Annotated in this window: 13 protein-coding genes and 1 pseudogene; 3 read left to right on the top strand and 11 right to left on the bottom strand. The window is 67.4% G+C overall.

The genetic code is table 11. The annotated features are described in order from the left end of the window. The first annotated feature begins 63 nt into the window (after positions 1-63). The gene (locus ACFYOW_RS27375; protein ID WP_387292567.1) at positions 64-1551 is read left to right on the top strand and encodes an FAD-dependent oxidoreductase; all 1488 of its coding nucleotides are present in this window, start codon (positions 64-66) and stop codon (positions 1549-1551) included. A gap of 111 nt (positions 1552-1662) precedes the next feature. Here ACFYOW_RS27375 and ACFYOW_RS27380 read toward each other — a convergent pair whose 3' ends face one another. The 3 genes from ACFYOW_RS27380 to ACFYOW_RS27390 all read right to left on the bottom strand — a co-directional run bounded on the left by ACFYOW_RS27380 (position 1663) and on the right by ACFYOW_RS27390 (position 4877). Beyond that, positions 1663-2154 (bottom strand): hypothetical protein, encoded by a 492-nt coding sequence (locus tag ACFYOW_RS27380; RefSeq protein ID WP_387292569.1) that lies wholly within the window; start codon positions 2152-2154, stop codon positions 1663-1665. 312 nt (positions 2155-2466) lie between these two features. Then, the gene (xylB, locus tag ACFYOW_RS27385) at positions 2467-3879 is read right to left on the bottom strand and encodes a xylulokinase (RefSeq protein WP_387292571.1); all 1413 of its coding nucleotides are present in this window, start codon (positions 3877-3879) and stop codon (positions 2467-2469) included. Further along, positions 3879-4877: a zinc-dependent alcohol dehydrogenase family protein gene (locus ACFYOW_RS27390; protein WP_387292573.1), complete on the bottom strand. Its 999-nt coding sequence runs from the start codon at positions 4875-4877 to the stop codon at positions 3879-3881. The genes xylB and ACFYOW_RS27390 overlap by 1 nt, the downstream gene beginning before the upstream one ends. Before the next feature lie 68 nt (positions 4878-4945). Here ACFYOW_RS27390 and ACFYOW_RS27395 point away from each other — a divergent pair, with 68 nt between their 5' ends. Further along, complete coding sequence (locus ACFYOW_RS27395; RefSeq protein WP_387292575.1) at positions 4946-5461, top strand: hypothetical protein; 516 nt, start codon at positions 4946-4948, stop codon at positions 5459-5461. Here ACFYOW_RS27395 and ACFYOW_RS27400 read toward each other — a convergent pair. The 5 genes from ACFYOW_RS27400 to ACFYOW_RS27420 all read right to left on the bottom strand — a co-directional run bounded on the left by ACFYOW_RS27400 (position 5447) and on the right by ACFYOW_RS27420 (position 9885). After that, positions 5447-6466, bottom strand: a complete 1020-nt coding sequence (locus ACFYOW_RS27400; RefSeq protein ID WP_387292577.1) for a glycoside hydrolase family 172 protein — start codon at positions 6464-6466, stop codon at positions 5447-5449. The two genes, ACFYOW_RS27395 and ACFYOW_RS27400, sit on opposite strands and share 15 nt — an antisense overlap. Further along, positions 6463-6651, bottom strand: a complete 189-nt coding sequence (locus ACFYOW_RS27405) for a hypothetical protein (RefSeq protein ID WP_387292579.1) — start codon at positions 6649-6651, stop codon at positions 6463-6465. Before ACFYOW_RS27405 ends, ACFYOW_RS27400 begins: the two co-directional genes overlap by 4 nt. A gap of 58 nt (positions 6652-6709) precedes the next feature. Further along, positions 6710-8194, bottom strand: a complete 1485-nt coding sequence (locus tag ACFYOW_RS27410; protein ID WP_387292581.1) for an FGGY-family carbohydrate kinase — start codon at positions 8192-8194, stop codon at positions 6710-6712. After that, positions 8191-9603, bottom strand: a complete 1413-nt coding sequence (locus tag ACFYOW_RS27415; protein WP_387292583.1) for an L-fucose/L-arabinose isomerase family protein — start codon at positions 9601-9603, stop codon at positions 8191-8193. The genes ACFYOW_RS27410 and ACFYOW_RS27415 overlap by 4 nt, the downstream gene beginning before the upstream one ends. Before the next feature lie 93 nt (positions 9604-9696). Further along, positions 9697-9885: a hypothetical protein gene (locus tag ACFYOW_RS27420; RefSeq protein ID WP_387292585.1), complete on the bottom strand. Its 189-nt coding sequence runs from the start codon at positions 9883-9885 to the stop codon at positions 9697-9699. 82 nt (positions 9886-9967) lie between these two features. On the opposite strand from ACFYOW_RS27420, the pseudogene ACFYOW_RS27425 reads away from it, so the two are divergent. Then, positions 9968-10183: pseudogene (locus ACFYOW_RS27425) on the top strand (hypothetical protein); the annotation flags it as partial. Here the strand turns inward: ACFYOW_RS27425 and ACFYOW_RS27430 are convergent. From ACFYOW_RS27430 to ACFYOW_RS27440, 3 genes are all read right to left on the bottom strand, one after another. Continuing rightward, positions 10161-11042, bottom strand: coding sequence for a glycosyl hydrolase family 32 (locus ACFYOW_RS27430; RefSeq protein WP_387292587.1), 882 nt, complete (start codon positions 11040-11042; stop codon positions 10161-10163). The pseudogene ACFYOW_RS27425 and the gene ACFYOW_RS27430 sit on opposite strands and share 23 nt — an antisense overlap. A 335-nt stretch (positions 11043-11377) precedes the next feature. Further along, positions 11378-12229, bottom strand: coding sequence for a hypothetical protein (locus ACFYOW_RS27435; RefSeq protein ID WP_387292589.1), 852 nt, complete (start codon positions 12227-12229; stop codon positions 11378-11380). 60 nt (positions 12230-12289) lie between these two features. Next, positions 12290-13060 (bottom strand): tyrosine-protein phosphatase, encoded by a 771-nt coding sequence (locus ACFYOW_RS27440; protein WP_387292591.1) that lies wholly within the window; start codon positions 13058-13060, stop codon positions 12290-12292. Between the last annotated feature and the right edge of the window lie 3 nt (positions 13061-13063).

The following is a 13063-nucleotide window of genomic DNA, read 5'->3' on the forward strand; positions in this document are numbered from 1 at the left end:
ACCCGGCTCGACCACCGAGATGATCGATTCCGTGATCCGGTGGACGCGCGCAGCCTCGATGCCATGACGGTCCGCAGATCGGTCGCGCCGCGTGCCGCCGCCGAGGTGAAGTCCTATGACATCGAGACCGACGTGCTGGTCGTCGGCTACGGCAGTGCGGGGGCTTGCGCCGCATTCGAGGCCGCGAGGGCCGGCGCCGAGGTTGTGGTGCTGGATCGGGCCGGTGGGCCGGGTGGCGCCTCGGCGTTGTCAGGTGGCGAGATCTACCTCGGCGGTGGTACGCCGATCCAGCGGGCGTGCGGGTTCGACGACAGTCCCGAGCAGATGGCGGCATTCCTGGTGGCGGCGCTCGGGCCGGGCGCGGATGTGGCGAAGATCGTGCACTACAGCGAGCACAGCGTGGCGCATTTCCACTGGCTCGTCGATCGCGGTGTGCCGTTCAAGCCCAGTCTCTGGGATGCTCCCGCCTGGGTGCCGCCGACCGATGACGGGCTGATGTGGCTGGGCGAAAACAGTTGGCCGTTCACCGAAGTCGCTATTCCCGCCCCGCGCGGGCACCGGCCTACCGCGAACGACTTCGGCGGAAGGCTGCTGCTGGGCTGGCTGGTTTCGGCAGCCGAATCTGCCGGTGTGACAGCGCAATACGACACCTACGCGACGAATCTGATCCTGGGCGATGATGGCTCGGTCGTCGGCGTGGTGGCTCGACACTACGGAAAGGAGCTCACAATTCGGGCTCGACGCGGATGTGTGCTCACCACCGGAGGTTTCGTCGACAACGACGATATGCTCGCCGCCCACGCGCCGCGTCTGCTCGGCCACACCAAGGTGAGCGCGGGCACCGATGACGGCAGCGGCATCCGCATTGCACAGGCCGTCGGCGCCGCCGTGCGGCATATGTCGGCCGGTCAGGTCGGCGCCTCGCTGATTCCGGGCTTCGCCGCACGCGGCATGATCGTCAACCATCGCGGCCAGCGCTTCGTCAACGAGGACACCTATCCCGGCCGCATCGGCCAGGCCGCGCTCTTCGGTCACGATATGAATGTTTGGGTAGTGCTCGACGAACAGGGCTACGAGGAGGTGCCCGAACGCGAACGCTGGGGTGTGCGCCCGACCCATGTCGCCGAATCCATCGACGAACTCGACGAACGACTCGCCCTGCCGCCCGGCGCACTCGCCGCTACCATCAACCGCTACAACGAATTCGCCGCGCGCGGAACCGATCCCGACTTCCACAAAGCACCGCGCTGGCTGCGCCCACTGACGCCCCCGCTGGCCGCCATCGACGTGAAAGCGGGCGTCCGCCCACCCTCGGAATCCGGCAACCGCCGCGGCACCGGCGCTTCCGTTTTCACCCTCGGCGGCCTCCACACCACCCTCGACGGCCAAGTCCTCGACCTCGACGGCCTCCCCATCCCCGGCCTTTTCGCAGCCGGCCGCGCCAGTTCCGGCCTCCACGGCGAGGGCTACATCAGCGGCACCTCCCTGGGCGACGCCACCTTCTTCGGCCGCAAAGCAGGTATCGCCGCCGCGCGGTCACCCATGCCCTGAAGATCAAGTGGCACTGGTGGCGGAAGCTTCTCGCGGTTTCCCGCCGTGGTTTCCACGTGATCGGCGGCTATCTGTGGCGTTCGGTGCACGAGACTCCCGCCGCCGAGTAGCTCACCGGGCTTCGAGGAAGGTGCCCGCCTGGATCGTGGTGCCGAAACCCGGTGCGAAGTCGCCATATTCGTACAGCAGGTGACCACCGACGATGGTCGCGGCGACCGCGCGGTCGTTGCGGTTGACCATGCGCTCCAGGCCGTCGATACCGGGAACGGGGGCTTCGGCGTAGGCGGCGCTGGAGCCGTCGAATCCGGCGGGGTCGATGACCGCGATATCGGCGCGGGCGCCTTCGGTCAGTCGGCCCGCATCCAGGCCGTACCAGTCGGCGAGTTCGCCGGTCAGCCGGTGGATCGCGGTCTCCGGTGGCATGAAGGCGCGCCGGTGGACGCGCTCGAGCATGCGCAGGCCGAAGTTGTAGAAGGCCATATTGCGCAGGTGGGCACCGGAATCTGGATCGGGCGTGCCGCGAACGGGGCACCTTCGCGGTGCGATGGCGGTCGTCGCGGCGTTGGTCGCTGTCGTTCCGGTTCCCGGACCCGAAGCAGTCATGGTGCAACGATTGGGCCGTCGGTGGGGCCGGGTGAGGTTGCCGAAGCTGGGGTGGGTGCGGTTCCGCTGGTCCCCTCGCCGCCGGGCTGGCGGTGACAGCCTGTGGAGACCTCGCCGTTGGGCGGTCCGTGAAGCAGGAACCGGCAACCCTCGAGGTTGGAATCCCGCGGCCTGAGCCGTGACGAGGATGCCAAGTAGCGGACCTGCGGTGTGTGCGCCGGGCGGAACCGAATCGAATCCGGTGAACCCCGCCGACCCCGACATCGCGCACGCCGAGCGAATACGTCCACCTGTTTTCCGGCGGCACCGTATTCACCCAGCGTAGAGGGCATGCCGTGCGTTCTCGTACGCCGTCCGGATCTGCCGCCCGATCGCCCCACCGTCGCTGGGTGCGCGGATCTCGGCGATGGTGTGTGCGGCCCAACTCGGCGGCTGTGCCGTGCCGCCCAGGGCCCAAGCCGCCTGCCGGGCGGCACCGAGCGCGACGTACTCATTCGGCTCAGGGACCGTGACCGTGAGCCCGAAGATCTGGGCGGCCAGTTCGGCGACCAAGGCGGAGCGGGCCGCACCGCCGATGAGCAGCACACGGTGGATCGGGATTCCGGAGGTGCGCAGATGGTCGAGCGCGTCGGCCATATTGCAGAGCATGCCCTCGACGGCGGCGCGCGCAATGTGGCTGGGGCGCAAGGTTTCCGGTCGTAGACCGTGCAGACTTCCCGTGGCGTGTGGCAGGTTCGGGGTGCGTTCGCCGGATAGGTAGGGGAGCATAACAACGCCATCGGAACCCGGTGGTGCCTGGCGCGCAAGGGTTTCCAGGCCGATGAGGTCGACGCCGAGCGTTGCGGCAGTGGCGTCCAATACCCGGGCGGCGTTGAGTGTGCAGGCCAGTGGCAGGAATGCGCCTGTTGCGTCGGCGAATCCGGCAATGGCTCCGGTGGCGTCGGCGCTCGGTGCGGCGGCACGGGTGTAGACGGTGCCGCTGGTGCCGAGTGAGATGACGACGTCACCGTCTGCGATGCCCAAACCCAGTGCGGCGCCGGCATTATCGCCGGTGCCGGCCGCGACGAGTGCGCCCGTGGGTGTGCGTCCGACCGCTTCGGCGGGTCCGGCGACGCGGGGCAATTCTGGGTTCCGACCGCGGAACGCATGGGCGAGTAGGTCTTTGCGGTACCGGCCGGTCGCAGGCGACCAGTAGCCGGTGCCCGAAGCGTCGCCACGATCGGTGGTCGCTTCGACGCTGTGATCGGACGGCCCACCCCGCAATCGCCAGGTCAGATAGTCGTGCGGAAGCAGTACCCGGTGTGTGCGGTCGGCATGTTCGGGTTCATGATCGGCCAGCCACCGCAACTTGGCGACGGTGAATGCCGCCAGTGGCACACTACCCACGGCATCGGCCCACATTTGCGGGCCACCGAGTTCGCTGATCAACTCCTCGGCCGCCGCGGCGGATCGGATATCGTTCCACAGCAACGCATCCCGGACCGGATGACCCTCTATATCCAGCGCGACCAAGCCGTGCTGCTGGCCCGCGATCGCGACCGCATCGGCCCGATCCAACAACCCGTCGCCCGCCGAACACAGTGCCTGCCACCAGGATTCGGCGGGTACCGCGGTGCCGTCCGGGTGCGGGGCGCGCGCTTCGTCCAGAATCTCGCCCGTATCGGCATCGCACAGCACGACCTTGCATGACTGGGTGGAGCTGTCCACCCCCGCGACGGTGGCCATCAGGCATCCGGCCTGAGCTGGATCTTGCGGCCGGTGCCTGCTCGGAAAGTCTGTAGCGCATCGGGGAATTCGAACAATCCGAAGCCGTGGGTAATCATGGTGTCCGCATCGATCACGCCCTTGCCCATGAGTTCGACCGCACGACCGAAACTGTGCAGTACGGCCATCGAGCCAACAATGGTGATCTCGTCGTTGTAGATCCGGAACGGTGAGATCAACGCGGTCGCCGCGCCCGGCGCCACCCCGAACTGCTGGAACACCCCGCCTCGGCGCACCCGGCCGAGTCCATCCTCGATGGCGGCGATCGCGCCCGTACAGTCGATCACCACCTCCCAACCCTGCGGGCGGTCGAATTCGTCGGCGGTTGCGGCGGTGGCATCCGCGCCGAGGTCGATGGCCACCGCGAGTCGCGCGGTATTGATGTCGACCACCGACACCGACGCGGCTCCCGCGACCCGCGCCAGCTGCAACATCAGCAGGCCCATGGTGCCCGCGCCGTACAGCAGATAGTGCGCGCCCAGCGCACGCGGCAGCACGTCGAACGCGTGTACCGCACACGACAACGGCTCGACGAGCGCGCCGTGCGCGGTCGACAGCGTCTCGGGCAGCCGATAGCAGTTCGCGGCAGGCACCGCGACGTATTCGGCCATAGCGCCGTCGACGGTATCGCCGATCGCGCCCCACCGTTCGCACAGATTCCCGCGCCCGATCGCGCAGTAATGGCACGCCCCGCAGAACAACGACGGATCCACCGCGACGGAGTCGCCGATCCGCACACCACCGACGCCCGAGCCCAGCGCCACCACCGAACCGGCGAACTCGTGACCTGGCACGATCGGATACGGCGTGGGCGGGAATTCGCCATCGGCGATATGCACATCGGTGCCGCAGATCCCCACCGCATCCACCCGCACGACGACCTCGCCGGGCTCCGGCGTCGGATCCGGCACATTCTGCACGGAGAACCTCCCAGGCGTCTCGATCACGACCGCGCGCATAGCACTACCTTGCACCCGAACCCAGCCGCTGCGCCGCATTTCGCTCCGCTCGCATGGCGGATTTCCGGATGAGGCAGACTGTCGCGGTGAACGACGACCCGGACCAGCACGCCGACGTGCATGTCCGCACGGGCGACGGAACCACATTGCCCGCCCTGACGGATCCGCTGCTCGACGATCTGCTGCGCGAACCACCCGATCCGGAATATCCGGCGATCGTGGTCGAACGCGGCGAGCATGCCTACATCCAGGCGCGCCTGCTGCCCGACGGTGTGTACGAACTCGAGCACCGTGCGGCCGGATCGGACGAGTGTTTCCAGATGTACACCCCCGATGCCAAGTTCGTGCGCGATGTCATGTGGGGGTGGATCGACGAAAACGCTTGGTGGCGTGCGAGTGTCGGGTGGTATCGCGTCGATCCGGCGGTCGCGGAATTGGAAGCCGCCCGACGCGAGTTGTCCGGCCTGCTGGACGGACTTTCGGTCATGGACGGCATCGAGTCGGCGTTCGACGACGCGTTGAGCCGCGCGGACGAGCTGCTCGCCATGGAACTCCCGGATGACGACGAGTTAGACCGAGGTTAGGCGGCTCTGGTACCACAGCGCCGTTGTCGAGATATCGGCTTCCGTCAGCGGCAGATAGGTGCCGTCGTCGTGCCAGCCGAGCGCCTGAATCGTCACGCGCAAATCCTGCTGGAAGCAGATCGGATCGCGAATATGCCAGCGGTACATGCCGAATCGCTGATGCGGCTGGTAGATCTCGTCGGGCGGCAGGACCTGGTGCAGGCCGAGATAGGGCGTCGAATACGCGCGGTAGGCGCCGTCGAGATCGAAATTCCATGCGCCGCCGAAGTAATCCTCGGTGCCGGTGCCGCAGACGGTCGGATGGGTAGCGTCGCCGTCGAGGTAGAACTTCAGCTCGCCCTCGCCCCACCAGCCCGGTGCGCCGGGCCGAATCGCGAGGTAGGTACCGACATATCGGCCGGGACCCGGTATCGCGTCGAGAATGGTGTGCACGGCGGGCGCGCCGAGTGGCGTGCTGTGGCGGCGTAGTGCGTGCAGATATCCGGCGGAGTCGGGGACATCTTCCTCGGTATAGGTGAATTGGTAGTAGACCGGCACCGCACGGTCACTACCGTTGTGCAGGGTGATCCTGGCGTGCTCACGAAAAGGCATGGGCCAGAAGCTGTTCAGACCACCGGCGGGAGCAACCACCACCATCTCGGACTGTACAAGTGCCAGTTCGTCCCAGCCGTTGCAGAAGAAGTCGCCGAGTGGCAGGTCGATCGATGGCTCGGGTTCGTCGTCCCAGTACATGCCCAGGGTGAGCTGCCGCAGCACCGTGCGGTCGGTGGTGAGCCAGCAGTGGCGCAGCACACCGGAGCCGGAAATATCTGCGAGCGTTACGGTTTCGCCCGCACCGAGGTGAATCGACGGGGAGATTTTCCAGCCGGGTCCGAGTAGCCGCGCCGCATGTGCCCCGGTGCCCTCGGTCGCGCGAGCCCCGGCACCGGGGGAGCCGGTCGGATTCTCCGCACTGATCGAGCGGGTCCGTGCGGCGTCGAGCCGCCAGAGTTCCGACGCCGTCACAGCCCCGGCCAGCCGTATCGATCGGTGACCGCGGCGTGGCCCGCCCGCTTCTGATAGGAGCTGGTGGCCGGCGACTGTTCGGGTTCGCCGACCGATACGCTCGCCGAGAGCTGCGCCAGCGCGCGCCGGAATAGGTCCATATCCGGCCGGCGGGAATTGTTTCGGGTCACGGTCATTGTCGGCATCGAGGTCCTCGCGATAGCTGTCCTGTATGCAACCCCGCATCCTCGCATAGGCGGCGGCTTACGGGAGGTGAGCGGATCGGTGTTGCTCCGCTGCCAGAAAATGCGCTATATCCGCGGTGGCTTCGTACAACGCGCGGTAGCGGCTGTAGTACGACGCATAAGTCGCGCCTCTATGTGCATCGGGCTCCACGATGCCGATGATCGGATTCCAGCCCGCGGTATCGACGCCGACGGCCTCCGCCGCGAGCAGTGCGTCACCGAGGCAGGCTCCGACGGTATCGGCCGGTAGTTGCTGTGGCAGGCCGGTCACATCGCTGACGATCTGGGTCCAGAGCCCGCCCTTGGTCCCGCCACCGACGGCGACCAGTCGCGGGGCCTGTCCGCCCGCCATGGCTTCGAGGTTGTGCCGCACGCCGTAGGCGATGCCTTCGAGCACTGCCCGGTACAGCTCGGCACGTCCGTGTCCGAGGGTGAGGCCCGCGATAATGCCCCTGGCATCCGGATCGAACAGCGGTGTGCGCTCGCCCGCGAAGTACGGGAGCGCGAGCAGTCCGCGACTGCCCGCCGGAACCTCGGCGGCCTCGGCCACCAGGTCGGCGAAGTCGCCGCCGACGAGTTTGCGCAGCCAATCGGTGACCGCGCCGGAGGTCGCCATGCCCGCCGCCGATGTGTAGGTGCCGGGCCAGGCGCCGCAGGTGAGCCAGAGGCCGGGATGCGGGCGGGGATCGGTCAGCACCTGCACGAGGAACATGGTGGTGCCGTACATGATCATGGCGTCGCCGGGAGCCCGGACACCGACGCTGGCGGCCTCGGCCCAGGCGTCGACGGTTCCGGTGGTGACGGGCAGTCCGGCGGGGAGCCCGGTCGCTGATGCGGCCGCCGCACTCACCGTGCCGACAATCTCGGTGGGCCAGGACAATTCGGGCAGGTTCAGACCGGGAGCAACCGCTGCTGCCCAGTCGTGCGCCCAATAGCGTTGGCGCAGGTCGTACATCGGGACGCACTGGCTGGCCGATTGATGATCGAGTACATAGCGTCCGGTGAGCCGGTGCACCAGAAATGAACTCGCCATCAACAGCATCTCGGTACGCGCCGCGACCTGCGGCTCGTACCGGGCCAGCCAGCGCAACTTGGGGCCGACGGCCTGGCTGGTCAACGGTGAACCGCCGCGCTCGAGTACTGCGGCGGCACCGAATATCTGATTCAGTTCGGCGATTTCAATGGTTGCCCTGGTGTCGACGCCGTAGAGGATGGCCGGGCGCAGCGGACTTCCGGCGGCGTCGGCGGGCAGCAGGCACGGGCCGATGCCGGATACGGCGAGGGCGTCGAGCGTCGTGCCGTCGGCGGCGTCGAGGAGTTCGCGGGTGATTGCGCGGAACTCCGCCCACCAGATGTGTTCGGCATCGTGTTCGACCCAACCCGGCCGCGGTGTCGAAACACCGTGCGTTCGTTCGGCTCTGGCGATAACGGTGCCGTTCGGCCGGACCAGGACGCCCTTGGAACTGGAGGTCCCGATATCGACGCCGAGGAATGCGCTCGTCATCGGGTGAACTCGTCGAGGGTGATGTCGAGGAGATCGCAGGCGGCCCGGACGGTGGCCCGATGGTCGCCGGGGACGGCGTGAATATGGTTGGCGCCGAAGCGGGACAGGAAATCATCGGCCAGTGCGTCCAGCCGGGCGAAGGCATGCGGCCATTCCCAGGTGGACTGTTTCATCAGCGATTCATTGGTCGCCTGGTCATAGGTCTCGAAATCGCCCAGCATCAACTGCATTCGGTAGTCGCCGTCCTTGCGGGTGAGGCGGGCCAGGGTCATTTGGCCGGGCGCGGCCAGATGGTGCACCGACGCACCCCCCGCCGGGAAGAAGAAGACCTCCGGATAGAGATGTACGTTGGCGAGATTCTCGGTCGGCTCGTCGCTGCGGGCGGCGAACCAGGTGGCGTGCTGACCCGAATTGCACAGATCCCAGATATCGCGGTCGGCGTGATAATGCCGGACATCGGCGAAAAGCACCGGGGTGTCGGCGATCTGCTGCAGCAGCCGCATGGTGAGTGCGCCGTCCATATCCGCTTCGGTCGCGCACACATGGGGTTGTTTGGGGCCGTTCCAATCGTAGGGGTCGTTGAGGAACGCCTCGGTGATATCCATGGTGGCGAAGTACTGGGTGAGCTCCGGCTGGCCCTTGATACCGGAGAAGTCCAGCCGCCATTCGTCGATCAGCTCACGCACGGCCAGATACGAGCGAATCTGGCGTTCCAGCAATTCCGGAGTGAGTTTCACGCCGTCGTAGTGCACACCGGCGGTATTGCGCTCCAACCACTCTCGCGCCCCTTTCGCCTCACCGGCATCGGCCTGCTCGGCGCGGCGGACGATCTCCCACTGGTCGATCTCCTCGACATCGATGCCGAACAGGCGCTGCCACTGATCGGTATTGGCAACGGCAGTATTCATCCCCATCGGCCGGCCGCCGAAGCGGCCGAAAGTGCTGCCGCGGAAGCTCGATACGGCGGCTGCCGCGCTCGCCCGACTGCCGATCGCCTCGATCAGCTCGGTATCGGCCGGATCGCCCCACAGCCGGGTATGTGCGCGGCCGATCTGATCCAGCGCACCGCCCGCGGCCAGCATGCCGACCATGCCCGGCTGCACCGGATCGATATTGGACAGCAATAGCAGCGGACCCGGTGTCGCACCCGCGGCCAGCATGGTGAAGTGCGGGAACGCCCAGACCGCATAGTGCAGCACCGTGAGATCCACACCGGCGGCGGCCACCTCGCGTGCCACCGAACCGGCCAGTGCGTTCGTACTGATCTGCGCCGCACCCCGGATCACCTCGTGCCCGGCCGCCCGCAACCCGGCGACCAGCCGATCCTCGGCCGACTCGATGAATTCCGCGATCCCGGCGTGCACATAATCACGTCCGTCGGACACGCTCATAACCCCGATCCGCGCCATCGCGACCGCCTCCCAACGCGCAGGCCCCCTCCAGGATTATCTATCCGAACAGGTCCGCCGGTGGTCGGCTTCGGGCGAGCGGGTCCGATGTCGTTATCCGCCGGTGACCCGGAGGTCGACCGATTCGGCCGTGAGCGCATCGAGCCGCCGAGCGCGGATCGCATCGAAGTCCTTGCCCGCCAAGGCGAGTCGCGTGCGGCGTCGAAATGCGGCCAGCGGTTCGGTCGGCGGATGGTCGATAAGTTCCGCACTCTTGGACGCCGCCCGGATCCGGTTCGCCACGACCGGATTCGACCGGACCGGCGTCCGCGATATCGCGGGGTGATGTCGGCGTCGACCCGGTGCTGGTGTTCCCGTACTTCGGTTCCAAGCGATGGCTATCTGGGGCGAGATGGCCGGGTGTCTGGGCGGCGCGGACCGCTGCGCCTTGCGTGCGGAACTGGTCGGCGCGCTGCTGCTCGGTTTGGGGGTCATGCGCACGGTGGTCGGCGCACCGGCGGTATCCGAAGCGTCATTCGAGCAGACCAGAGTGCTGGTGGCGGGCATGGTGCGATCGCTCAGCGGGGAACGGCCGCGGTGACGGGGCGTGGCGTGGGGAAGGTGAGTGGTGCGAGGTGGACGCCGCCCTGGGCCCAGCCTGCGCTGGTGATCCACCAACGGTGGTCGTCGCGCACGAGTTCGGCGGCGTGGGCGGCGATATGGCCGACCTTGTCGCCGATGCGGAACCGGAAGGGGTTGTCGCTGCGGAATACGTCGGTGCCGACGTAGTGCGGGCGCGGACCGATGAACAGGTACCACCAGCCGCCGTGGTGCACGACGAACGGAGATTCCGTATTGCCCGCCTCGGTGCCGATCGTGGGGTCGGTGTACGCGATATGGCGGTCGCCCCAGTGCACGAGATCGCCGCTGGTGCGGTAGGCGACGACGTGGTGTCCGCCGCCCGCTGTACTGGTGGCGCAGTAGTACATGACCCACTTCTCACCGATACGCACGACCATCGGATCTCTCGCGTCGTAGCCGTCGAGGAACAGCGGTCCGGCACGGCTGCGGGTCCAGCGGAACAGGTCGGTGGAGGTGGCGAGGTTGATGGCAGCGGTGGTGCGGTCGGTGCCGCCGCCCGCGTAGAACATGTAGTAGCGGCCGTCGACGCCGATGACATGCGGTGCCCACAGATGTGTTTCGCCGTAGCCGGGATCGACGGTCAGGGCGGATGGTCGCTTGGTCCACGGCCCATGCAGCTGCGGTGCGGTGGCGTGGGCGAATTCGGTTTCGTGGAACGGGTCGGCGGGTTCGGGATGGGTGATGCCGAAGAGGTGCCAGCGGCCGGATTCGTCGCGGACGATGGTGTGGTCGTTGATGTACCAGGGGCGTGATTCGCCGTCGCCGGGGTTGTAGATCCTCGTGAACGCGCCTGCTCTCACCACCTCGCGCGTTGCCATACAGCTCATGATGACGTGCGCGGACCTCGCTGAGGTCAGGTCTGAAACATTGAGATGTCGCGGTTCAGGTGGTTGGTGTGTGCTGCGGGGGCGTTTCGTCGGGGAGTCGGATGATGGTGGTGTCGATTGCGGTGCTTCAGCGGCCCCGGCTCAAAGGCTGTGCTGTATAGGCCGTTGTCGTTGGCTCGGGGCCTTGTGATCCGGGGCTTGATGGGCTTCAGCGTTGCTAGCTCGGGCGCCGTTGGCCCGGTGCCGCTGTCTGGGTGCCGCTGGTCTGGGCGTCGTCGGCTCGGGTGCGGTGGGCTCTCAGCCGCCGTTGCCTCGGGAGCTGTCGGCTAGGGCGTTGTCGGCTTGGACGCGGGTGTCGATGACTCCGGTGCTGTGGACTCGGGCGTCGTTGGCTCCGTAGCTGCTGTCTCGGGCGTTGCCGGCCCGGGAGTTGTCGGCTCGGGCGTCGTTGGCTCGGGCGGTGTGGTCTGCGGTGTCGATGACTCCGGTGCTGTGGACTCGGGCGTCGTTGGCTCCGTAGCTGCTGTCTCGGGCGTTGCCGGCCCGGGAGCTGTCGGCTCGGGCGTCGTCGGCTCGGGGGTTGCTGTCCGGGGCGTCTCAGGCTGGTCCGTTGTCGGCCCGGGAGCACTGGATTGAGCTGCTGGTAGCGGCGGAGCCAGCGGCTGCGAAGCTGGCGGTTGGGGCGCCGTCGGCTGCGGCGTTGTCGTCGCGGGTGCGGCCTGAGAGGCGGCGGACCGCTGCTGGTTACGTCGCAGTACCGCCTGGCTGAAGCTCGTGCTGCTGAAATGCGTTCCGTAGACCCCGAGCGCGACCACACCGGCCGCGATCACCGCGACGCCCGCGCTCCAGTCGATATGCCAGAACGCCGCGACGACGCCGACGAGCGAGCTGAGCAGGGCGATGGCCTTGGCCGCATCATCGGTCATGCTCGGGCTCGGCGCCTGTTCGCCGGACTGCCATTCGTCGAGCATCAGCAGTACCGCGAGCAGTGGCAGCGAGATCGCGAAGGCGATCATGGAGATCCGACCGGACACCCCCAGCGGCGAGGCCGTGAGGAAACCCTGCAGGATGACGACCCCGATGGCGATCAGCCCGCCATACATCAAGCTGTTCTGCTTGGCGTACTTCTTCTTCTCGGCGGGAGTGGCTAGCTTCGTGTAGTCGACGTCGTCGTGCACGCTGGTGACCATACTGGACCTTCGGCGGTAATTCCGGATGAACAGTCGCCACGGCGGGGACTACGCGGCGGCCACCAGCACCGCGCGGAGTTGGGCGAGTTCTGCGTCCGATAGTCCGTTGCTGCGCAGCCATTTGGCCGCCCCGCCCTGGGCGCTGTGCAATTCGTCGAGGAACCGGATGATCACATCGGGATCGACCGCGAGGATGCCGGTCCGGACCGGTGGCAGCCCGTGATAGGACGGCAGCGCGTCCAAGCGTTCGCGGATGCGTTCCAGGCGTTCGCCGGTCAGTGCGTAATCGGCGGCGATGGCCTCGGCCGGGACACCCACCGCATCCAGCAGCATGGCCGCGAGGATGCCGGTGCGGTCTTTGCCTGCGGCGCAATGGAAGACGACCGAGTGACGTTCGGCATCGGCGATGAGCCGGGCCGCCGCCACGATGGATTCGCCACTGCCGGTGAGCAGTTCGCGGTAGAGCGCGACCAGGTCGTACTCTCTGCCGTCGGGAACCAGCTCGGCGGGGGTGGCGACGACGTTTGTCGCCTTGCGCACCGGGAGATTGACCATGCGCACCGCCGCGCTGCCGGTCAGTCGGCCGTAGCCTTCGCGCAGCACCTCGTCTGGGTTGCGTAGGTCGATCAGCGTGCGCAGGCCGACCGGCCCGGTCAGGATGGCCAGATCGTCCTCGGTGAGATGCTGGGGTGTGCTGGAGCGGTAGACGACGCCGAATCTGGTTGTGCCGCCGCCGATCACCGGGAGCCCGCCGAGGTCGCGGACATTATCGATCTCGGCGAACTCTACCCATCGCCGCTGGGCGCTGTCGGTGAACATCGC

Source organism: Nocardia sp. NPDC006982 (assembly GCF_042869435.1).
GTDB lineage: Bacteria > Actinomycetota > Actinomycetes > Mycobacteriales > Mycobacteriaceae > Nocardia.